At 75.0% G+C, this 21,096-nt stretch carries 23 protein-coding genes; 10 read left to right on the forward strand and 13 right to left on the reverse strand.

The window, feature by feature from the left end:
- Positions 1-6: 6 nt before the first annotated feature.
- The 3 genes from ACI79W_RS17460 to ACI79W_RS17470 all read right to left on the reverse strand — a co-directional run bounded on the left by ACI79W_RS17460 (position 7) and on the right by ACI79W_RS17470 (position 4,314).
- A complete protein-coding gene (locus tag ACI79W_RS17460; protein ID WP_456563358.1) occupies positions 7-2,604 on the reverse strand; it encodes a SpoIIE family protein phosphatase in 2,598 nt (865 codons plus the stop codon).
- A 141-nt stretch (positions 2,605-2,745) separates the two neighbouring features.
- The gene (gene yaaA, locus ACI79W_RS17465; RefSeq protein WP_456563359.1) at positions 2,746-3,492 is read right to left on the reverse strand and encodes a peroxide stress protein YaaA; all 747 of its coding nucleotides are present in this window, start codon (positions 3,490-3,492) and stop codon (positions 2,746-2,748) included.
- A gap of 30 nt (positions 3,493-3,522) precedes the next feature.
- Positions 3,523-4,314, reverse strand: coding sequence for an exodeoxyribonuclease III (locus ACI79W_RS17470; RefSeq protein ID WP_456563360.1), 792 nt, complete (start codon positions 4,312-4,314; stop codon positions 3,523-3,525).
- Positions 4,315-4,472: 158 nt separating this feature from the next.
- Here ACI79W_RS17470 and ACI79W_RS17475 point away from each other — a divergent pair, with 158 nt between their 5' ends.
- Both ACI79W_RS17475 and ACI79W_RS17480 read left to right on the forward strand, forming a co-directional pair.
- A complete protein-coding gene (locus ACI79W_RS17475; RefSeq protein WP_456563361.1) occupies positions 4,473-6,020 on the forward strand; it encodes an LCP family protein in 1,548 nt (515 codons plus the stop codon).
- A 44-nt stretch (positions 6,021-6,064) separates the two neighbouring features.
- On the forward strand, positions 6,065-6,583 hold the full coding sequence (locus ACI79W_RS17480; RefSeq protein WP_456563362.1) for an N-acetyltransferase family protein: 519 nt from the start codon (positions 6,065-6,067) through the stop codon (positions 6,581-6,583).
- Positions 6,584-6,589: 6 nt separating this feature from the next.
- On the opposite strand, the gene ACI79W_RS17485 is transcribed toward ACI79W_RS17480, so the two are convergent.
- Positions 6,590-7,540, reverse strand: a complete 951-nt coding sequence (locus ACI79W_RS17485) for an acyl-ACP desaturase (RefSeq protein WP_456563363.1) — start codon at positions 7,538-7,540, stop codon at positions 6,590-6,592.
- Between the two features lie 121 nt (positions 7,541-7,661).
- On the opposite strand from ACI79W_RS17485, the gene ACI79W_RS17490 reads away from it, so the two are divergent.
- Both ACI79W_RS17490 and ACI79W_RS17495 read left to right on the forward strand, forming a co-directional pair.
- Positions 7,662-7,877: a hypothetical protein gene (locus ACI79W_RS17490; protein WP_456563364.1), complete on the forward strand. Its 216-nt coding sequence runs from the start codon at positions 7,662-7,664 to the stop codon at positions 7,875-7,877.
- A gap of 72 nt (positions 7,878-7,949) precedes the next feature.
- Positions 7,950-8,150, forward strand: coding sequence for a hypothetical protein (locus ACI79W_RS17495; RefSeq protein WP_456563365.1), 201 nt, complete (start codon positions 7,950-7,952; stop codon positions 8,148-8,150).
- 46 nt (positions 8,151-8,196) lie between these two features.
- Here the strand turns inward: ACI79W_RS17495 and ACI79W_RS17500 are convergent, their stop codons facing one another.
- The 5 genes from ACI79W_RS17500 to ACI79W_RS17520 form a co-directional block, all read right to left on the reverse strand.
- Complete coding sequence (locus ACI79W_RS17500) at positions 8,197-9,408, reverse strand: acyl-CoA dehydrogenase family protein (RefSeq protein WP_456563366.1); 1,212 nt, start codon at positions 9,406-9,408, stop codon at positions 8,197-8,199.
- A 166-nt stretch (positions 9,409-9,574) separates the two neighbouring features.
- Positions 9,575-9,979, reverse strand: a complete 405-nt coding sequence (locus ACI79W_RS17505) for a DUF4383 domain-containing protein (RefSeq protein ID WP_456563367.1) — start codon at positions 9,977-9,979, stop codon at positions 9,575-9,577.
- A gap of 184 nt (positions 9,980-10,163) precedes the next feature.
- Complete coding sequence (locus tag ACI79W_RS17510; RefSeq protein ID WP_456563368.1) at positions 10,164-11,819, reverse strand: carbamoyltransferase family protein; 1,656 nt, start codon at positions 11,817-11,819, stop codon at positions 10,164-10,166.
- Positions 11,820-11,933: 114 nt separating this feature from the next.
- Positions 11,934-13,646 carry a RecQ family ATP-dependent DNA helicase gene (locus tag ACI79W_RS17515; protein ID WP_456563369.1) on the reverse strand — a complete coding sequence of 571 codons (1,713 nt, stop codon included), beginning with the start codon at positions 13,644-13,646 and terminating at the stop codon, positions 11,934-11,936.
- A 102-nt stretch (positions 13,647-13,748) separates the two neighbouring features.
- Entirely contained in the window at positions 13,749-14,975 is a 1,227-nt protein-coding gene (locus ACI79W_RS17520) for a DUF2786 domain-containing protein (protein ID WP_456563370.1), read from the reverse strand.
- An 88-nt stretch (positions 14,976-15,063) separates the two neighbouring features.
- Between ACI79W_RS17520 and ACI79W_RS17525 the strand changes: the two genes are divergently transcribed.
- The 6 genes from ACI79W_RS17525 to ACI79W_RS17550 all read left to right on the forward strand — a co-directional run bounded on the left by ACI79W_RS17525 (position 15,064) and on the right by ACI79W_RS17550 (position 19,172).
- A complete protein-coding gene (locus ACI79W_RS17525) occupies positions 15,064-15,456 on the forward strand; it encodes a TOBE domain-containing protein (protein ID WP_456563371.1) in 393 nt (130 codons plus the stop codon).
- A 94-nt stretch (positions 15,457-15,550) separates the two neighbouring features.
- On the forward strand, positions 15,551-16,327 hold the full coding sequence (gene modA, locus ACI79W_RS17530; RefSeq protein WP_456563372.1) for a molybdate ABC transporter substrate-binding protein: 777 nt from the start codon (positions 15,551-15,553) through the stop codon (positions 16,325-16,327).
- Positions 16,328-16,350: 23 nt separating this feature from the next.
- On the forward strand, positions 16,351-17,130 hold the full coding sequence (locus tag ACI79W_RS17535; protein ID WP_456563373.1) for an ABC transporter permease: 780 nt from the start codon (positions 16,351-16,353) through the stop codon (positions 17,128-17,130).
- Positions 17,127-18,173: an ABC transporter ATP-binding protein gene (locus ACI79W_RS17540; protein ID WP_456563374.1), complete on the forward strand. Its 1,047-nt coding sequence runs from the start codon at positions 17,127-17,129 to the stop codon at positions 18,171-18,173. Before ACI79W_RS17535 ends, ACI79W_RS17540 begins: the two co-directional genes overlap by 4 nt.
- A 13-nt stretch (positions 18,174-18,186) precedes the next feature.
- Positions 18,187-18,765 carry a nucleotidyltransferase family protein gene (locus ACI79W_RS17545; protein ID WP_456563375.1) on the forward strand — a complete coding sequence of 193 codons (579 nt, stop codon included), beginning with the start codon at positions 18,187-18,189 and terminating at the stop codon, positions 18,763-18,765.
- Positions 18,762-19,172 carry a molybdenum cofactor biosynthesis protein MoaE gene (locus ACI79W_RS17550; RefSeq protein ID WP_456563376.1) on the forward strand — a complete coding sequence of 137 codons (411 nt, stop codon included), beginning with the start codon at positions 18,762-18,764 and terminating at the stop codon, positions 19,170-19,172. Before ACI79W_RS17545 ends, ACI79W_RS17550 begins: the two co-directional genes overlap by 4 nt.
- Before the next feature lie 9 nt (positions 19,173-19,181).
- Here the strand turns inward: ACI79W_RS17550 and ACI79W_RS17555 are convergent, their stop codons facing one another.
- From ACI79W_RS17555 to ACI79W_RS17570, 4 genes are read right to left on the reverse strand one after another with little or no spacing between them, the layout of a single operon-like run.
- On the reverse strand, positions 19,182-20,021 hold the full coding sequence (locus tag ACI79W_RS17555; protein ID WP_456563377.1) for an SMP-30/gluconolactonase/LRE family protein: 840 nt from the start codon (positions 20,019-20,021) through the stop codon (positions 19,182-19,184).
- 4 nt (positions 20,022-20,025) lie between these two features.
- Entirely contained in the window at positions 20,026-20,535 is a 510-nt protein-coding gene (locus tag ACI79W_RS17560) for a GAF domain-containing protein (RefSeq protein WP_456563378.1), read from the reverse strand.
- Between the two features lie 50 nt (positions 20,536-20,585).
- Positions 20,586-20,780, reverse strand: a complete 195-nt coding sequence (locus tag ACI79W_RS17565) for a hypothetical protein (protein WP_456563379.1) — start codon at positions 20,778-20,780, stop codon at positions 20,586-20,588.
- Between the two features lie 43 nt (positions 20,781-20,823).
- The gene (locus tag ACI79W_RS17570; RefSeq protein ID WP_456563380.1) at positions 20,824-21,096 is read right to left on the reverse strand and encodes a MoaD/ThiS family protein; all 273 of its coding nucleotides are present in this window, start codon (positions 21,094-21,096) and stop codon (positions 20,824-20,826) included.

Below are 21,096 nucleotides of genomic sequence, written 5' to 3' on the forward strand. Positions count from 1 at the left end.
CGCGGCTCAGCGCTGCGCGGGGTCCCTCGGCACGGTCGGGGGCACGCGGGTCGGCCCGGCCTCGGCCGGGCGCGGCCGGTCCTGCGGGTGCAACCGGACGGCGACCAGCGCGACGTCGTCCTCGGGCCGGCCGTGCACCAGCCGGTCGAGCAGCTCGTCGAGCAGGCCCTCCAGCGGCAGGTCGGCGAGCTCCTCGACCGCCGAGCGCAGCCGCTGGATGCCCTCGTCGAGGTCGGAGTCGCGGCGCTCGACCAGGCCGTCGGTGTAGAGGAGGACCGTCGAGCCGCGCTTCAGCGTGGCCACCGACTCGCGCCGCTGCGTGCCGGGGTCGACCCCCAGCAGCAGGTCGCCTCTCCACTCGCCCAGCTCCGCCACCTGCCCGTCCTCGGTGAGGATGAGCGGCGGCAGGTGGCCGGCGTTCGCCCAGCGCAGCCGCGTGACGCCCTGCTGCACCTCGTCCGGCGTCTGCTCCAGCCGGGCCACCGCGGCGGTGGCCATGGTCGTGATCTGCAGCGTCGTCATCGAGGCGTCCAGCCCGCGGAGCACCTCGCCCGGGCCCGCGTCGCTGTAGGTGGCGACCCCGCGCAGCAGCCCCCGCAGCTGCCCCATCGCGGCCGCGGCCTCGGTGTCGTGCCCCACGACGTCGCCGATGACCAGCATCGTCGCGCCGCCGGGCTGCAGGAAGGCGTCGTACCAGTCGCCCCCGACCCGCGCCGCCTCCGCGGCGGGGAGGTAGCGCACCGCGATCTCCGCGTGGTCGGGCTCGGGCGGCTCGGTGAGGAGGCTGCGCTGCAGGCCCTCGGCGAGCTGCTGCTGGGCGTTGTAGAGGCGGCTGTTGTCCAGGGCCAGGCCGGCCCGGTCGGCGACCTCCTGCGCGGTGACGAGGTCCTCGTCCCGGGTCGGGGTCGCCCGGGAGTGGTAGACGGTCAGCAGGCCCAGCGTGCGGTTGCGCCCGCGCATCGGCAGCACGACGGCCTCCCGCGGGTCGAGGCGGGCCAGCAGGTCGCGGGACTCCCCCGGCGGCAGCAGGTCCAGCACCGCGGAGCCCAGGCTGCGCCGCTGCTCCCCGGTGCGCAGCGCCACGGCGGCGGGGGAGTCCGGCGGCATGGTGTCCAGGCGCACCTGGGTGTAGCGCTCCAGCACCGGGCGCAGGTCCGGGTCGGCGTGCCAGGAGCCGATGTCGCGGGCGCGCCCGTCGCTGTCGACGACCGTGACGATGCAGAAGTCGGCGAGCGCAGGGACGACGAGCTGCGGGAGGTGCTGCAGGGCGCGGTCCTGGTCGAGCGGGCCGGCGAGGTCGGCGCTGACGCCGGCCAGCAGCGCCAGCCGCTGCGCCACCCGCCGGGCCTCCTCCTGCACCCGGCGCCGCTCCGTCACCTCGAGGAAGTACACCGACAGGCCGTCGGGGCTCGGCCAGGCCCGCAGCTCGTACCAGCCGTCCAGCGGTGCCGGGTAGTAGGCGTCGAAGGCGACCGGTTCGCCGGTGCGCACCGCCTCCCGGTAGCTGTGCTCGAAGACGCTGTTCACCGCGTCCGGGAAGGCCTCCCAGAGCTCCCGGCCGAGCAGCTCGTCGCGCGGGGTCTGCAGCAGCTTCTCGGCCACGGCGTTGACGTAGGTGAAGCACCAGTCGCGGTCGAGGCTGTAGAAGCCGGCGGGCATGGCCTCGAGCACGCGGGTGACCAGGCTGGCCTCCTCGCGCTCGCCGGTCACGTCGTAGGCGGTGCCGAGGACCCGGGTGGTGCGCCCGTCGTCGCCGACCAGCGCCCGGCCGCGGGCGTGGATCCAGCGGGTCTCGCCGTCCGGGCGGACGATGCGGTAGGTGGCGTCGTACTCGCCGCCGGTGTCGACCGCCTGCTGCAGCGCGTCGCGGACCCACCCGGCGTCCTCCGGGTGCAGGCGGGCGTTGAAGGCATCGATCGTGCGCCCGAAGTCCGCGCCGTACCCGAACATCGCGATGAGCTGCTCGTCCCAGGTCAGCTCACCGGTCGACTGGTCCCAGTCCCAGGTGCCGACGCCGCCGGCCTCGGTGGCGAGCTCCCACCGGATGCGGTCGTCCTCCGAGCGGCGCAGCAGCGCCGCCAGCTGCAGCTCGGTCATCACCGATCCGGCGAGCTGGCGCAGCGTCGCGATCTCCGAGTCGGCCCACGGCCGTGGCTCGGGGTCGAAGACGCAGAGCGCCCCGACGGGGGCGCCGGCCGAGTCGGTGAGCGCCGTGCCGAGGTAGGAGCCGACGACGCCGGCCCGCACGGGCGGCAGGTCGCGCACGCGCTCGTCGGCCCGGGCGTCCGGGACGACGAACGCCTCTCCGGCCGGTAGCGCCGCCGTGACGGTGCAGAGCGACTCCTCCAGTGGCCCGGTGCCGCCGACGGCGACAGCGCCGGTCCCGGCGGCGACGTGCTGCACGTCGGCCAGCAGCGAGACCTGGCTGCCGCTCGTCCCCAGCAGCCGGGCGGCGAGCTCCGCGAGACGGTCGAGGCCGGCATGGTCCCCCGTCGGCAGGATCCGGCGGGCGGACTCGGCGCGGGTGGGGTCCAGGCGCAGCTCGGCCGCGGAACGGTCGCCGAGGCTCGCTCCCGGGTCGACCGTGGGGTCCGTTCCGTCCACCGAAGCCTTCCTGCCCGGCGGTCGCCGGATGCGAGATCCCGTGCGCCGCGTGTCTCGAGCGCGCCGGGTCCCCGCAGTTATGTCACGGTTGGCCGGTTGCGCGCAACCAACCGCCGGGGCGAAGCCGGGGAGAGATCGGCCTCAGGGGGAGGGCACGACCAGCGTCAACGCCGTTCCGCCGTCGTGTTCCACCTGCAACCCCGCCCGTCTCAGCAGGCTCCTGAGCCGCACGACGTCCCCCGGCTCGGCCGTGGTGGTGGCGAGCAGCCGGGCCAGCCGGCCCTTGTGCGCCTTGTTGAAGTGGCTGATCACCGTGCGGGTGCCGTCGGGTCGTTCGCTGAGCACGGTCACGGTGACCGCGCCGGGCGCCGGCGCGAGCGCGGCGTAGGAGCCGCTGCGCAGGTCGACGACGAGGCCCTCGGCGCCGGCCAGCACCGGCCCGAGCGCCGGCTTCCACAGGGCGCGCAGGGTGGGCAGTCCGGGCAGCGCGGAGCCGGCCGAGAGGCGGTACGCCGGGATGCGGTCCCCGGCCGCGACCAGGCCGAAGAGGGCCGACCCCACGGCCAGCCGGCGGTCGGCGCGGGCCCGCTGGGCGCGGGTGAGCGACCGCACGGCGAGCGCGTCGTAGAGGACGCCGGTGTAGCGCTCGAGGGCCGGGAGCGTGCCCGCGGTGAACAGCGCGGCGTTGCGGGCGATCTCGTCGTCCTGCTTCGGCGACAGGCCCAGGGCGGCGCGGGACGCCGGGACGTCCCCGGCGAGCTCCACCAGCGCCCCGGCGAGCCCGGTGCGCACCGGCGTGAGCTCCGGGGCGGTGAGCGCGCCCAGGTCGAGCGGCGGGCCGTCGCCCCCTGGGGCCTTGGTCTCCGACGGGGGCAGCAGCACGAGCACGGGGAGCCAGCTTAGGGAGCCGGCGGCCGGTCACCCCGCGAGGTCGACGACGACCGGGGCGTGGTCGCTGGCGCCCTTGCCCTTGCGCTCCTCGCGGTCGATGAACGCGCCGTCGACCCGGCCCGCCAGGGCGGGGGAGCCCAGCACGAAGTCGATCCGCATGCCCTCGCGGCGCGGGAACCGCAGCTGGGTGTAGTCCCAGTAGGTGTAGACGCCCGGGCCCGGGGTGTGGGGGCGCACCACGTCGGCGTAGCCGGCGTGGACCACCGCCTGGAACGCCGCCCGCTCCGGCGCGGAGACGTGCGTGGACCGGCTGAACACCGACATGTCCCAGACGTCGTCGTCCTGCGGGGCGATGTTCCAGTCACCGACGAGGGCCACCTGGGCGGCCGGGTCGTCGGCCAGCCAGCCCGCGGCGGTGCTCCGGAGGGCGGCCAGCCACTCGAGCTTGTAGGTGTAGTGCGGGTCGGCCAGCGTCCGGCCGTTGGGCACGTAGAGGCTCCACACCCGCACCCCGGCGCAGGTGGCCGCCAGCGCCCGCGCCTCGCAGGTGGTGTCCTCGCCCCAGCACGGCTGGCCGGGGAAGCCGACGGTGACGTCCTCCAGCCCCACGCGGGACAGGATCGACACCCCGTTCCACTGCGAGTAGCCGACGTGCGCGACCTCGTAGCCCAGCGCGGTGAACCGGGCCTCCGGGAACTGGTCGTCCCGGCACTTGGTCTCCTGCATGGCCAGGACGTCGACGTCGTGCCGCTCCAGGAAGGCGGCGACGCGGTCGGCGCGGGTGCGGATCGAGTTCACGTTCCAGGTCGCCAGTCGCACGCAGCGGAGCTTACGGAGGCCCTCCGACGCGACCGGCCCACCGCCGGAGCCCCGCCGTCGCCGGATCGGGCGGTCCCGCCCCGGGTGGGCCGTCGTCAGCGCCCCTACCTGGCCGAAGGGTGGGAGCATGGCCCGGTGAGCTGGTGCGGGGACGCGGGATGACGGGCGGGACGACACCCCTCTCCTCGCGACCGGGCGCCCACCACCCGGGCCCGCGGGAGCGGCGCGGCTTCGGTGCAGCCCTGGGCTGGACCGTCCTCGGGGCGCTGGTGCCCGGGACGGGCTTCCTGGCGGCCGGCCGGCGGCGGCTCGGGGTGGCGGTGCTCGCCGTCTTCCTGCTGCTCGTGGGCGGCGGCGCGTGGCTGGCCACCGCCGGGCAGCGGTTCGCCGCGCGCACCCTCGTCGACACCGACGCGCTGCTCTGGGCGACGGTGGGCGTGGGCGGGCTGGCCCTGCTGTGGATCGCCGTCGTCGTCGCCGGTTACCGGATGCTGGTGCCAGCGGGCACCTCGCGCGGGCGGCACGTCGTGGGCGGCCTGGTCGTGGCGGTGCTCGTGGCCGCGATCGCCGTCCCGGCGGTCTTCGCCGGCCACCTGGCCACGACGTCGCGCGACCTCATCGCCGGGGTCTTCGACGACCAGCGGGAGTCGGCCACCGTCGACGAGGACGACGAGGACGACGAGGACACCGCCAAGCTCTTCGGCGGCCGGGAGCGGGTGAACGTGCTGCTGCTCGGTGGGGACGGCGGTGAGGGGCGCGAGGGTGTGCGCACCGACACCGTCGTCGTCGCCAGCACCGACGTCGAGACCGGTGACACCGTCCTGTTCAGCCTGCCCCGCAACCTCCAGGACCTGCCCTTCCCCGAGGGCAGCCCGCTCGGTGAGGTCTACCCCGACGGTTTCGACGCCGGGAGCGAGAGCGAGAGCCTGCTCAACGCCGTCTACCGCAACGGCCCGGCCTGGTACCCCGACGTCCTGGGCCCGACCGACGACCCGGGCGCCGACTTCCTCAAGCTCGGGGTCGGTGAGGCCCTCGGCCTGCGCATCGACTACTTCGTGCTGGTCAACCTCGAGGGCTTCAGCCGCCTGGTCGACGCGCTCGGCGGCATCACGGTGAACGTGAACTACTACGTGCCGATCAACGGCGACCCGGGTACCGGCGAGCTGCCCGACGACTACATCCCGCCCGGCCGGGACGTCCGCATGGACGGCTTCACCGCGCTCCAGTTCGCGCGGGGCCGGTTGGGCCTCACCGACTACGACCGCATGGACCGGCAGCGCTGCACGATCTCCGCGATCGTGGACGCCGCGGACCCGGTCACCCTCCTGCAGCGCTACCAGCAGCTGGCCGCGACCACCGAGGACATCGTCAGCACCGACATCCCCCGCTCGCGGCTGGACGACTTCGTCGACCTCGCGTTCCGCGTGAAGGACGCCGAGATCCGCAGCGTGGTCCTCGACGACTCGGTCATCGACCCCGCCTACCCCGACTACGACCGGATCCGGCAGCTGGTCGACGAGGCGGTCGACCCGCGCACACCCGTTCCCGCGGCCGGGACCCAGCCGCCCGCGGACGGCACGGGGACGGTCGAGGCCCCCGGACCGGCGGAGGGCCCGGTCGCCGACGTCGTCGACGCCTGCGCCTACGACCCGGTGCGCGCGGCGGAGGCCCGCGCCGCCGGGGAGCCGCCGAGCAAGGCGGGGTGAGGCCCGCGTCGAGGGGACCGCGGGGCGGGGCGGAGAATGCCGGTGTGCCCGCCGCTGTCGTCCGCCCCGTCTCCACCGTCGACGACGGGCTCCGCGCCGAGCTGCTCCGCTGCTGGACCGACGTGACCAACGCCGGCGGCGCCGTCGGCTTCGTGCCGCCGGTCACCGAGGACGACGTCGTCCCGCTGCTGGACAAGCTGCTGGAGGGCGTCCACTCCGGCCGCGATGTGCTCGCCCTGCTCGAGGTGGACGGGGAGACGGCGGGGTTCGCCAGCGTCGTCGGTTCGCTGAGCCCCCTGCGCCGGCACTGGGGCACCGTGCTGCGGGTGCAGGTGCACCCCTCGCGCCAGGGGCAGGGCCTGGGCCGCGTGCTGATGGAGGGCGTGCACCGGATCGCCCGCGACCGCGGCTGGGAATTCCTGCACCTCACCGCGCGTGGCGGCACCGGCGTCGACGAGTTCTACAAGGGCCTGGGCTACGTCGAGGTGGGCCGGCTGCCCGGCGCGATCCGCGTCGCACCCGGCGACGACCGTGACGAGATCGTCATGGCCTGCCCGCTCTGAGCCCCGTCAGATCTGGACGGGGACCTCGCCCCGGGCGGCCATGCGGGCCCGCAGCCGCTCACGGCTCTCCACGAACCGGGTGGCCTCGGCGTCGAGCCCGGCGAGGAACGCGGCCAGCTCCTCGCGGGCCTGCTCGCCCTCGGGCCCGAGGTCGCTGCGCTCGAAGACCTTCCAGGTACGCAGGATCGGGCTGACCACCTCGTCGTGGTGCAGGCGCAGGTCGTAGATGCCGGCCTTCGCGATGATCGTCGAGTTCCGCCGGAAGTTCGCCATGTTCGCGCCCGGCATCTCGAAGGTCATGACCTCCTTGGCGACGGCCTTCATCATCTCGTCCGGGTCGATGTCGAACGCCGCCGTCACCAGGTTCCGGTAGAAGATCATGTGCAGGTTCTCGTCGGTGGCGATGCGGGCCAGCAGCTTGTCGGCGATCGGGTCGCCGGTGGCCCTCCCGGTGTTGCGGTGCGAGACCCGCGTGGCCAACTCCTGGAAGGAGACGTAGGCGACGGCCTCCAGGGGGGTCTTGTCGCCGGAGTCGTAGCCGGTGGTCATGTAGTCCATCCGGGCCCGTTCGAGCTCGACCGGGTCGACGCCGCGGGTGACGACGAGGTAGTCGCGCAGCGCGACGCCGTGCCGGCCCTCCTCCGCCGTCCACCGGCCCACCCACTGCCCCCAGGCGCCGTCCCGGCCGAACCGGGTGGCGATCTCGCGGTGGTAGCTGGGCAGGTTGTCCTCGGTCAGCAGGTTCACGAACATGGCGGCCTTGGCCGTCGCGTCGAGCCGGGACTGCTCCGGGGACCAGTCCTCCCCGCCGAGGAAGGCGAAGTTGCGCCCCTCGTCCCAGGGCACGTAGTCGTGCGGGTGCCACTCCTTGGCCATCCGGATGTGCCGGTCGAGGTTCTCGGCGACCACGGGCTCGAGCTCGGTCAGCACGGCTGCCTGCGGGGACGTCTTCGGCATGGGGACCTCCGGGTCGGCGTCGGCCTACGTCGTCGCAACCTACGCCGACGGGACCCCGGGTCGGGCCCGGACGGTGGGTTCCCCGTCCGGCGTGCCGCTACCCGTTTGGCAGGCTGCGAGCATGTCAGCGCCCGAGCCCGGCCGTCCCCCGTCGCCCACGTCCCGCCGGGAGCGGCTCGTCGGCCTCCTGGTGCTGGGTGTCGCGGCCGTGCTGCTGGTGTCGACGCCCACCTGGTTCGCCAGCGACCAGGGCGGTGTGGCGATCGCGCAGCTCGCCGTCGCCGTGGTGCTCGCTGCTGCGGGGGGCTACCTGCTCCGTCGGGCCCGCCGCGGCTGATCCGCTGCTGCCGTTGCGGCACGAGGTGATCCGCACCACACTCCGTGCCCAGGGGTGGCGAGGGAGGAACCGGTGGAGCTGGACAGGCAGGAGCTCGTGCGCGTGCTGCGCACCGAGGGGGACAACGACACGGCGGAGAAGGTGGAGCAGCGGTTCTCCGACCGGATCGACACCGACCGCGACGCCGACGCGCTGGCCGCGGTGGGCCTGGACCGCACGCAGCTGATGGCCAAGCTCGCCGGCGGCGGCTTCGGGACGACGCTGACGCCCTGAGCGGTCCGCTCCCCGCGCGGGACGAGGGGAGCGGACCGGGCGGAACTCAGCCGGTGTAGGGGCGCTGCCGGGCCAGCTCCTCCTTGGCCACGCCGCGGATGTGCACCGCGTCCGGGCCGTCGACGATGCGCAGCGTGCGGGCGCTGGCGTAGAAGCGGGCCAGCACGGTGTCGTTGCTGACGCCGGCGCCGCCGTGCACCTGGATCGCGCGGTCGATGACGTCGAGGGCGACCTTCGGGGCCGCGACCTTGATCGCCGAGATCTCGGTGCGCGCGCCCTTGGCCCCGTACTTGTCGATCAGGTCCGCCGTCTTCAGCACGTAGAGCCGGGCCTGGTCGATCTCGATGCGGGAGAGCGCGATCGCCTCGCGGACGGTGCCCTGGTCGGCCAGCGGGCGGCCGAAGGCGACCCGGTTCTTGCTCCGCTCGACCATCAGCGCGAGCGCCCGCTCGGCCATGCCGATGGCGCGCATGCAGTGGTGGATGCGGCCGGGGCCCAGGCGGGCCTGGGCGATCATGAAGCCGTCGCCCTCGCCGGAGAGGATGTTGCTCACCGGCACGCGGACGTCGGTGAACCGCAGCTCCGAGTGGCCGTGCTGGTCCTGGTACCCGAACACCGGCAGGTGCCGGATGATCTCCAGGCCCGGGGTGTCGCGGGGGACGAGCACCATCGACTGCTGGCGGTGCGGCGGGCCGTCCGGGTCGGTCTTGCCCATGACGATGAAGATCTGGCAGCGCGGGTCGGCGGCACCGGAGGTCCACCACTTGCGGCCGTTGATGACGTACTCGTCGCCGTCACGGACGATCGAGGTCTGGATGTTGCGCGCGTCGGAGCTGGCGACGTCGGGCTCGGTCATCGCGAAGCCGGAGCGGATCTCGCCCTCCAGCAGCGGGTTGAGCCAGCGCTCCTTGTGCTCCGGCGTGCCGAAGAGCATGAGCGTCTCCATGTTGCCGGTGTCCGGCGCACCGACGTTCATCGACTCGGGGGCGATCACCGGCGACCAGCCGGTGATCTCGGCGACGGAGGCGTACTCGAGGTTGGAGAGCCCGCCGACCTCGTGGTGGAACAGGTTCCAGAGGCCGCGCTTGCGCGCCTCGGCCTTCAGGTCCTCGAGGATCGGCGGGTGTTCGTGGTTGTCGTGGCCGCGCTCGGCGCGCCAGGCGTCGTAGACGGGTTCGGCGGGGAACACGTGCTCCCGCATGAAGTCCCACGCGCGGGCGCAGACGTCCTCGGCCTTGGCGGAGAGAGCGAAGTCCATGCCCGGCAACGTAGCGCCGGACGTGACGGCCGTCGCACCGGGGGTGCCGGGGTGCCCGGATGCCGGGTGCCGGGGATGCCGCGGAGCCGGGCCGCGCCGTCCCTGGGGACGACGAGACCCGGCTCCTGGGTGCGGCCCGCCCCGGCGTTCGGACGGGGGACTCTCCTCAGACGCGCGTGCGCCCGTCCACGGCGTTGCGCACGGGGCCCAGTGCGATGGCCAGGCCGGCCAGGGCGCTGACCAGGTGCAGCCAGTTGTCCGCCCAGTTGAGGCTCAGGAAGTCCCACTCGGCGTCGACGGCGAACAGACCGTAGATGAACGTGGCGCCGTAGCCGACGGCGAGCAGCCATCCGTACGTGCGGGCGCCGGACAGCGTGCGGAACAGGGCCAGGCCCGCCGCACCGACCAGGATGTGCACGACGTTGTGGAACGGGTTGATCTCGAACCCGACGATGGTCTCGTCGGTGTCGTGCGCGAAGAAGTTGTCGAACCCGGTGATGAAGAATCCGACGATCCCCACCAGCAGGTAGACGGCCCCGATCGCCAGGGCCAGCATCTGCGGCCAGGTCATGCCCCGGTCCGTGCCGGTGTTTCCGCGGGTTGCAGACATCATGTCCTCCCATAGGTCGCCCGACCTGCCAGGTTCTTGACAGGTGACTGCCAGCAGCCCGGTACCCGCGCGTGCGCACGCCTAACGACCGCCACCCGCTCGGGGGACCGGCGTTGCCGAACCGATACGCGGCCCGGCCGCCGGCTCACGCCTGCCCGGGGCGGGGCGTGGCCTTCGACCGGCGGACGACGAACGGGCCGATCGCCAGCAGGTCGACCGGGGCGGACCCGAAGCACTCGAGGGCGTCCCGCGGGTCGTCGACCATCGGGCGGCCCGCGGTGTTCAGGCTCGTGTTGACCACCACCGGGAGCCCGGTGCGCCGCTCGAACGCCGAGATCATGCGGTGCACCAGCGGTTCGGTCGCCGGGTCGATGGTCTGGATACGCGCCGTTCCGTCGACGTGCGTCACCGTGGGGATGCGGTCGCGCCACTCCTCGGCGACGTCGTGGACGAACAGCATGTACGGCGAGGGGATCGGCCCGCGGCTGAAGATCTCGGGTGCCCGCTCCAGCAGCACCATCGGGGCGACGGGGCGGAACTGCTCGCGGCCCTTGACGTCGTTCATCCGCTCCAGGTTGGCCTCGAAGCCCGGGTGCGCGAGCAACGAGCGGTGGCCCAGCGCGCGCGGGCCGTACTCGCTGCGGCCCTGGAACCAGGCGACGATGCCGTTGTCGGCGAGCACCTCGGCCACGGCCTCGGCGACGTCGTCGGGGCGCTCGTAGACGATCGCGGCCGTCTGCAGGACCTGCTCGATCTCGTCGTCGCTCCAGCCGCGGCCCAGGTCGGCCCCGGCCATCGGCTCGGTGCGCTCGCCGAGCTCGGCGGCGACGTGCAGGGCCGCGCCGAGCGCGGTGCCGGCGTCGCCGGCGGCGGGCTGGACCCACACCTGCTCGAACGGGCTCTCGGCCAGGACGCGGGTGTTGGCGACGCAGTTGAGGGCGGTGCCGCCGGCCATGGTGAGGGTCTTCTCGCCGGTCTGCTCGTGCACCCAGCGGGCGAGGTCGACCAGCACCTCCTCCAGGCGGGTCTGCACGCTGGCGGCGAGGTCGGCGTGCGCCTCGGTCCAGTCCTCGCCCTTGCGCAGGCGGGGCGCGAACTCGGCGAAGTCGATCTTCTCGGTGCGGAAGCCGCCGTCGTCGGTGGCGCGGATCAGCTCGGACAGCTCGCCGAGGAACCGCGGCTTGCCGTAGGAGGCCATCGCCATGACCTTGAACTCGTCCGAGCTGCGGAGGAAGCCGAGGTGGTCGGTGAGCTCCTCGTACATCAGGCCGAGCGAGTGGGGGAGCGCCTGCCCCGCGAGGACCTCGAGCTGCCCGTCGACATAGCGGCCGGCGAGGTGGCTGTGCGCCTCACCGCGGCCGTCGAGGACGAGCACCGCGTTGTCGCGCTGCGGGGCGCCCTTCCCGGCCGAGGCCGCGTGCGCGACGTGGTGCTTCACGAAGCGGACCTTCGCCGGGTCCAGGCCGGGCAGGGCGTGGGCGAGGAAGTCCGGCGCCATCTCGGCGTACTTCTTGCGCATGGTGTCGCCGTCGTCGAACAGCCCCGACTCCTCCGGCGTCCCCATGAGCGCGGGGTCGAAGGAGTAGGCGACGGCGTCGAGCTCCTCGGGCCGGATGCCGGCGTGCTGCAGGCACCAGGCGGCGGACAGCTCGGGGAGCTCCCAGGCGCTCCACGGCAGCGGGCGCTTGCCGTGCTTGCGTCGGCTGAACCGTTCCTCCTCCGCGGCGGCCACGATCCGGCCGTCGACGACCAGCGCCGCCGCGGGGTCGTGGTAGATCGCGTTGATGCCGAGGACCTTCACGCGTGCACTCCTTCTCCGGGGTCCGCCCGATCTGCTCCAGGCGCGTCGACCCGCTCTCCTGCTGATGATCATGGGTGCGATCGGCCGGTCCCGCAGGTCGAGGCGGGTGGCCGGTCAGCTCCGCGGGCGGAGCAGGTCGTGCTCGACGACGGCGGCCAGCCCGAGGGTCTTGTAGCCGACCTCGTCGAAGAGCACGGTGAGCCGGTCGTCCTCGACCCGCATGACGACGCCGGGCCCCCACTCGGTGTGCTCGACCGGCGTCTCGACCGGGAACGGGGTGTCCTCGGGTTCGGCGGCCACGTGCTCGTGGGCGGTGCCGGCGGAGCAGTTGTCGCAGTTGCCGCACGGCTCGTCGAGCTGCTCGCCGAAGTAGCCGAGCAGGAACTGGCGGCGGCACTCGGTGGTCTCGGCGTAGCCGCGCATCATCTCCACGCGCGACTGGTCGACCTTCTCGTGGTGCTCGGCGAGCTCACGGGCCTGCTCGGCCGCCTCGCCGGGCGGCGGGGCGCCGTCGGCCGGGTGGGCGGCGCCGTCCTCGTCCAGGACGACGGCCGACACCTGCTCCAGCAGGTTGAGGTCACGCACCAGGGGGGTCGCGGCCCGGCCGGTCTCCTCGCGGAGCGCCTTGACGTCGACGCCGTCGTCGATGCCCGCCGCGGCGGCGGCCTGCACGAGCCCGGCGACCTGCTGCAGCTCCTCCTCGGCCGGCGCGCCGGCTGCGAAGAACCGGCGCAGCCCGAGGTCCTCCTGCCGGTAGACCAGGACGGCGAGCGCCGGTTCGCCGTCGCGACCGGCCCGGCCGATCTCCTGGTAGTAGCTGTCCACCGAGTCGGCGGGCTCGGCGTGGACGACGAAGCGGGTGCCGGGCTTGTCGATGCCCATGCCGAAGGCGGTCGTCGCGACGACGACGTCCAGCTCGTCGTCCATCCAGGCGCGCTGGGTGTCCTCGCGGTCGGACTTCTTCAGCCCCGCGTGGTAGGCGTGGGTGCGCAGGCCGCGGTCGGCGAGCGCCGCAGCGATCTCCTCGCTGCCCCTGCGGGTCGCGCTGTAGACGATGCCGGGGCCGCGCCCCTCGCCGACCTCGGTGAGCACCCGCTCGAGGACGGCCTCCTGCTTGCCCCGGGCGTCGGCGTGCTGGTCGACCTCCAGCCGGATCTCCGGGCGGTCGAAGCCGGCGACGACGACCTCGGGCTGGCGCATGCCGAGCTGCTCGACGATCTCCGCACGTACGGGCGGCGCGGCCGTGGCGGTGAGCGCCAGCACCGTCGGGTGGCCCAGCTGCTCGATGACGCTGCCCAGGCGCAGGTAGTCGGGGCGGAAGTCGTGGCCCCAGGCGGAGACGCAGTGCGCCTCGTCGACCACGAAGAGGGCCGGCCGCGCTCCGGCGATGGCATCGACGACCTCGGGCTTGGCCAGCTGCTCCGGGGCGAGGAACAGGAAGCGGACCGTTCCGTCACCCAGTCCGTCGAGGGCCTGCTGCTGGTCGCCGGCCGAGAGGGCGGAGTTCAGCTGCGCGGCACGGCCGGCCTGGTCGGCCAGCTCGGTGAGCCGATCGACCTGGTCGCGCTGCAGGGCGATGAGCGGGGAGACGACGAGCACGGGCCCGTCGAGCAGCTGGCCGGCGACCTGGTAGATCGCGGTCTTCCCGGCGCCCGACGGCAGCACGGCGAGGGTGTCGCGGCCGCTGACCACGGCCTGCATGGCCTGCTCCTGACCCGGGCGGAAGTCCTCGTAGCCGAGGACGTCGCGGGCGAACTCGCGGATGCGGCGGGTGCGGACGGACGCGCTGGCGCCGGCGGGGTTGTCCCGCTCGGAGGAGGGAGGCACCGGCTGCCTCTCCCCGGCGCGGGTGCGCGGCAAACGGTGCGCTGGCCCACGCCGCGTTCCCGTGGGAACGTCGACCGGGAGTGCGGGGGGCCTACCGGGCCGTCAGCGGAGGGGTGCCCGGCGAGGGGCGACGTCGGCGCGCTCGGCGGCAGCCCTGCCCGCGTACCAGCCGCCCGCGTCCACCGAGGACCGGCTGCGGCGGGATCGCACGTCGGGGAAGAGCTCCGCCGTGCGCGCCTCCACGGCCGCCTGACGCGACCGCAGCACCGGGAGCAGGTCCGCGCCCCGCTCCGCCGCGGCCTCCTCCGCAGCCGCCTCGGTCGCCCGCCGGCGCGCCGCGGCCAGCCGCTCCCCGACGCGGTGTGCGTAGCCCAGCAGGAACGCGCGGCGGAACGTCCGCGAGGCCGGGTGCCGGCCCCTCTGCCGCTCCGCCGCGGCCAGCGCCTGGGCGACCTGGAGCAGCAGCGAGGTGAACAGCAGTTCCACGGCGTCCAGATCGGCCCGGACGCCGACCAGGGTGGCGATGCCCAGGCCCTGGTACCAGACCAGCCGCACGTCGTTGGCCTCCGCGACGGCGCCCAGCAGCTGCGTCTTGGCCCGCGCGTACGGGTCGGCGAGGTGCACCCGCCGGGTGTCCACGTCGACGCCGGACGGAGCGCCACCGTCCAGGAGCACCGCGTCCACCGCGTGCCGGGTCATGAGCTCCTGGGCCTTGGCGGTCAGCGCCTCGGCCTCCTCGGGGAAGCCGGTCGACTCCGCCTTGGTCAGCAGCGCGCGGATCCGGCGCAACGCCCGGTCGTCGTCCGCGACCGGCCGTTCGGTTCGAGCCCGGGCGGCGCCCCACCGCGACGGCGGCGGCACGAGGAGCTCGATCCGCGCGGTGGTGCGCAGCACCCCGGTCAGCTGCAGCGCGATGCGCCACGCCTCGGCCGGCGCCCGCCCTTCCGCCCGGTGCCACGCGGCGACCGTCGTGCCGGCACCCCGGGCCGCGTCCAGCGCCCCCAGATCGCGGAGCTGCGCCACCCAGCTCTCCGGGCCCCGCGAGGCGGCGTCGGTGCGCCGCGCGTCCTCGGCGACCAGCGCCACGAGCAGCGGCACCGATCCGGCCCCGGCCTGGCGGCGGGCGGCGTGCGCCACGTCGGCCGGTTGCCACCCCCGCTCCCACGTCTCCTCCAGCGCGGCGAGCAGCGCGCGCGTGAGCACCCCGCCGTGGTCCAGCGCGATCCCCCGCGCGCTGAGCATCCCCGCCAGCTCGGCGGCGACCCCGGCGTCGCTGAGCACCGGGGCCCGGTGCTGCAGCAGGTCCGCGAGCCAGGCGTCGTCGTCCACGCCCGGCATGCTGCCCGCCCGGACCGACGCCCCGTGGAGCGGCCTGTGGACGACGCCGGCCGTCCACAGGCGCGGCTAGGGTCTTGCCGTGGCCGCCACCTACCGCATCGCCGAGGCGGCCGCGCTGCTCGGCGTCAGCGACGACACGGTCCGGCGCTGGGTCGACGGCGGCCGTCTGCCTGCGCACCGGGACGGCGGGGGCCCGGCCGTCGTCGAGGGCGCCGACCTCGCCCGCCTGGCCACCCAGCTGCGCGACGCCCCCGAGCCGGGGACGACGCCGTCGTCGGCCCGCAACCGGCTGACCGGCATCGTGACCAACGTCGTCCGCGACGGCGTCATGGCGCAGGTCGAGATCCAGGCCGGGCCCTTCCGCGTCGTCTCGCTCATGTCCCGCGAGGCGGCCGACGAACTGGGGCTCGTGGTCGGCGTCCGGGCGGTCGCGACGGTGAAGGCCACCCAGGTCAGCGTCGACATCCCCTAGTCCGCAGGTGCGGACCGGCTCCCCGTCGCACTTGCGCACATGCGGAGCGATCTGGTGTGGTCTGCCGCAGGAGCGGTCGAACCCGGGAGGATCAGTGCGCACGCGTGCCCTGCTCGTGGTGACGGCGCTCGCCCTCGCCGGCTGCGGTGGCACCCCGGCGGGGGGCGGCGGCTCCTCGGCGACGGGGGACGGGCCCACCGGCACCCTCACCGTCTTCGCCGCTGCCTCGCTCACCGACGTCTTCACCGAGCTCGGCGAGCGGCTGGAGGACGAGCACCCCGGGCTGGAGGTGCGATTCAACTTCGCCGGCAGCTCGGCGCTCGCCACCCAGATCACCCAGGGCGCCCCGGCGGACGTGCTCGCCTCCGCCGCGCCGCCGCAGATGGCCGTGGTCGCCGACGCCGGCCTGGCCGCGGGCGACCCGGAGGTGTTCACCACCAACGTGCTGGAGATCGCGGTCCCGGCCGGCAACCCGGCCGGCGTCACGGGGCCGTCGGACCTCGCCCGCGAGGACCTCGCGGTCGCCCTGTGCGCGCCCGACGTGCCCTGCGGCGCGGCCTCGGAGCAGGTCCTCGCCGCGGCGGGGGTCACGGCGGCCCCCGACACCCTGGAGGAGGACGTGCGCGCGGCGCTGACCAAGGTCGAGCTCGGCGAGGTCGACGCCGCCCTGGTCTACGCGACCGACGTCGCCGCGGCAGGCGACGCCGTCGAGGGCATCGCCTTCCCGGAGGCCGACGACGCCGTCACCACCTACCCGATCGCAGCCCTCGCCGACGCCCCCAACCCGGAGGCCGCCGAGGCGTTCCTCGAGCTGGTCACCTCCGACGCCGGGCAGCAGGCGCTCGCGGACGCCGGGTTCCGCGCCCCGTGAACCGCGCCCGCGAGGGTGCGCGCGTGCCGGCGCCGCTGCTCGTCCCCGCCGCGCTCGGCGTCGCCTTCCTGGTGCTGCCGCTGCTCGGCCTGCTGGTCCGCACCCCCTGGTCGCAGCTGACCACCCGGCTCGCCGCGCCGGGGGTGGGGGAGGCGCTGCGGTTGTCGCTGCTGTCGGCCACGCTCGCCACCGCGCTCTCGCTCGTGCTCGGCATCCCGCTGGCGTGGGTGCTGGCCCGCTCGCGGGCCCGCGGCCGCTCGGTGCTCCGGGCGCTGGTCACGGTCCCGCTGGTGCTGCCGCCGGTCGTGGGCGGCGTCGCGCTGTTCCTCGTGCTGGGGCGGCAGGGGATCGTCGGCTCCTGGCTGGACGACGCCTTCGGGATCACGATCCCCTTCACCACCACCGCCGTCGTCATCGCCGAGACCTTCGTGGCGATGCCGTTCCTGGTGATCAGCGTCGAGGGCGCGCTGCGCGCGGCCGACGCCCGGTTCGAGGACGTCGCCGCCACCCTCGGCGCCGGCCGCTGGACGACGTTCCGCCGCGTCACGCTGCCCCTGGTGGCGCCGGGCGTCGCGGCCGGCGCGGTGCTGTGCTGGGCTCGTGCGCTGGGCGAGTTCGGCGCCACCATCACCTTCGCCGGCAACTTCCCCGGAACCACGCAGACGATGCCGCTGGCGGTGTACCTGGCCCTGCAGCGCGACCCGGACGCGGCGATCGTGCTCTCGGTGGTGCTGCTGGCGGTGTCGCTGGCCACCCTGCTGCTCCTCCGCGACCGCTGGCTCGGCCGGGCGGGGACCGCGTGAGCCTGACCGCATCCGTCGACACCCGCCGGGGGGACCTCCACCTGCGGCTCGACGTCGAGGTGGCCGACGGGGAGGTGCTGGCCCTCCTCGGCCCGAACGGGGCGGGCAAGTCCACCTTCGTGCGCGTGCTGGCCGGCCTGCTGCGCCCCGACCGCGGGCGGGTCGTCGTCGACGGCGAGGTCTGGGACGACGGGGGCACGTCCCGCCCCTCCCACCAGCGGGCTCTGGGCATGGTGTTCCAGGACGCGCTGCTCTTCCCGCACCTGAGCGTCGCCGACAACGTCGCCTTCGGCCTGCGCACGCGGGGCACCCGCCGCGCGGAGGCGCGGGCGGCCGCGGCGGTGTGGCTCACCCGGGTGGGGCTGGACGGTCTGGGTGGCCGGCGGCCGGCCGAGCTCTCCGGTGGGCAGGCGCAGCGGGCGGCGCTGGCCCGGGCGCTGGTCGGCGACCCGGCGCTGCTGCTGCTCGACGAGCCGCTGTCGGCCCTGGACGCGCGCACCCGGCTCACCGTCCGCGCCGAGCTGCGCCGCCACCTGGCCGGCTTCCGCGGCAGCACCGTGCTGGTCACGCACGACCCGGTGGACGCGATGGCGCTCGCCGACCGCGTCGTGGTCCTCGAGGAGGGGCGCGTCGTGCAGGCCGGCACCCCGGACGAGGTGGCCCGCCGGCCGCGGACCGACTACGTGGCCCGGCTGGTCGGCCTGTCGCTGCTGCCGGGCACCGGGGAGGGCCGCCGCGTGCGGCTCGACGGCGGTGCGGTGGTGGCGGTCGCCGAGGAGGCGGCCGGGCCGGTGTTCGCCGCGATCCGCCCCGAGTCGGTTGCGCTCTACGCCACGCGGCCGGACGGGAGCACGCGCAACCTCTGGCGGGAGCGGGTGGTGGGCGCCACCCCGCACGGGGCCACGGTGCGCTGCGAGCTCGACGGCGCGGTGCCGCTGGTCGCCGACGTCACCGCCACCTCGTTCGCGGAGATGGGGCTCGTGCCGGGCGCGGAGGTGTGGGCCGGCGTGAAGGCCTCCGAGGTCGCCGTCTACGCCCGCTGAGAGAGTGGGGCGCATGAGCACCGCTGCCGTCGTCCTGGCCGCCGGGGGCGGCCGCCGCTACGGGATGCCCAAGGCGCTGGTCGAGTACGAGGGCAGCCTGCTGGTCGAGCGGGCGGTGCGGACGGCGCGCGCGGCCTGCGACGTCGTCCTCGTCGTGCTGGGCGCCCGGGCGGTCGACGTCTGGCGCACGGCGGACCTCACGGGCGCGACGGTGCTGGCCAACGAGGACTGGGAGTCGGGGATGGCCTCCTCGCTGCGGAAGGGCCTGGACGGGCTGCGCGCCTTCCCCGGGACGGTGGACACCGCGCTGGTCACCCTGGTCGACATGCCCGGCCTGACCCCCGAGGCGCTGCGGGCCGTCGCCGCCCACGCCGCCCCGGACGTGCTAGCGACCGCCACCTACGACGGCGTGCGCGGCCACCCCGTGCTGCTGGGGCGCGACCACTGGGCCGGCGTCGCGGAGTCGGCGACCGGCGACGAGGGCGCCCGCCGCTACCTGGCCGCGCACGACGTCGTCGAGGTGGACTGCACCGGCCTGGCCGATCCGGTCGACCTCGACGTGCCGCCGCCGGGGGTAGCGTCGGCGCCGTGATCGCCAGGGTCGTGGACGCGCCGCTGTCCGTCGCCGAGCACGAGGAGGCCGTCTCCGTCGCCGCGGCGGGGGCGGTGGTGTCCTTCGCCGGCGTCGTCCGCGACCACGACGGAGGGCGCTCGGTGACCGAGCTCGAGTACGTCGGCCACCCCAGCGCGGCCGACGTCCTCGCGGAGCTGGCCGAGGAGTTCGCCGCCCGCCCCGAGGTGCACGCCATCGCGGTCAGCCACCGCATCGGCCTGCTCGGCATCGGCGACGTCGCGCTCGCCTGCGCGGTCAGCGCCTCGCACCGCGGCCAGGCCTTCACCGCCTGCGCCGAGCTCGTCGACGAGGTCAAGAAGCGGCTGCCCATCTGGAAGCGCCAGGTGTTCCGGGACGGCGAGGAGGAGTGGGTCGCCTGCCCCTAGGCGCCTCCCTCAGCCGGCGAACTCCCGCACCGGCAGCCCGCGCACGCCGGCGTCCACGGTGAACAGCGACCCGGCCAGGCCGTCGTCCAGCCCGCCCTCCGCGGACGTGGTGATGAACAGCCGGTCCATCCCGGGGCCGCCGAGGGTGCAGGCGGTCACCTGGGGCGTGGGCAGCTCCACCACGGCGTCCCGCCGGCCCCCGGCGTCGTAGCGGTGCACCTCGCCGCTGCCGTAGAGGGCGACCCAGACGCCGCCCTCGGCGTCGACGGTGAGCCCGTCCGGGTTGCCGTCGTCGGGGAAGGTCACGAACGGGCGGCGCCCGGTCAGCCCGGCGTCCCGGTCGTAGTCCAGGACGTCGATGCGGTGGGTCGCCGTGTCGGCGTAGTAGGCCAGCGACCCGTCGGGGCTCCACGCCAGCCCGTTGGAGACGGTGACACCGGTGAGCACCCGGTGCACGCTGCCGTCGGGGTCCAGCCGGTACAGCGCCGCGGCGCCCGGCGTCTGGTCGTAGGCCATCGAGCCGCACCAGAAGCGGCCGTCGGGGTCGCAGCCCCCCTCGTTCATGCGGACGCCGGGATCTGCCCACACCGGTTCCAGAGCGGTGAGCGCGCCGTCGGGGGCCTCCAGCGCGAAGCCGCGCTCGACGGCGATCACCGCGCCGCCCCCGCGGCGCGGGCGGACCGCCGCCGCGACCGCGCCGACGTGCCGGCGGGCGACCGCGCCGCCCTCGCCGACCGTGAGGACGTCACCGGCGAGCATGTCGACGCAGCGCAGCCCGCCCCACGCCGGCGACCACACCGGCCCCTCGCCGTGGTGGCAGACGGGACCGGTCAGCTGCTCGGCGCGCACCGGCTCAGCTCACCACCTCCTGGCCGGGCTCGCCCGGCAGGGGCGGCGGGTCCCAGCCGGCGGCCATCAGGGTGCTGAGCATGCGGGCGGCGGCCTCCACGACGGAGAGCTCCCGGGCGGCACTGCGCGGCTTCGCCCGGTAGGCGACCCCGCACAGGGTGCCGAACAGCTGCAGGTCGCGGGTGAGGAGCGGGATGCCGACGTAGGCGGCGATGTCCCGCAGCGGGCCAGTGGTGCGCGAGGCGTACTCGGGAACGGCGGCCGTCACCGTGGCCAGCCGGGGGGCGTTGCCCTCGATCATCTGGCGGCAGAAGCTGCGTTCCCAGGGCAGCTCCGTGCCGGGACGCACGGCGCGGTCGGGATGGGCCAGGAGGACGATCTGCCGGTCCTCCACCACCTGGGTGACCATCCAGACGTCCCAGCCGACGTGCTCGGCCAGGAAGGCGAGCGCGCCCTCCGCGGCCGCTCGCCAGTCCGGCCACGGGGCGACGTCTGCGATTCCTACCGGAACCATGTCGACCGGTATTCCCCGGACCGGTCCGGCCCAACCGCTCCGAACAGGGATCAGCGGGCTCCGGCGAGCCCGTCGTCGTCGGTCCGACCATCGCGCTCCAGCTGGGCTTCCTCCGCCTCGGCCTCCAGCCGGTGGGCCTCCCCGTCGACCTTCGCCGCGGCGTCGCCGTGGGACTCCCCGTACAGCTCCTCGGCGCGGCCGAAGAGCTCCTCGGCCTTCGCCTTCGCCTTGTCGAAGATGCTCATGGGTCCATCCTCGTGGGCGTGGTTCCCCGCGGCAAAGCGCGGTTCACCCCCCGGCGAAGGGTGGGAGCACGTCGACGACCGCGCCGGCGGGCAGCGGAGCGCTGCGGTCGCGCGGCTGGGCGCCGTCGACCAGGAACGAGCAGGCGGCGAGCACCCGCTCCAGCCGCTCGCCGTGCGCACCGGTGACCCGCACGACGAGCTCGTCCAGGGTGCCGGCCTCGCAGACTTCGGTGTCGACGCCCGCGGCGGCGCGGGCACCGGCGAAGTAGCGGACGGTGACGGTGGTTGCCCCCGGGGTGGTGGGGTGGGTGGGCAA

The sequence above is a fragment of the Blastococcus sp. SYSU DS0533 genome (assembly GCF_054050775.1).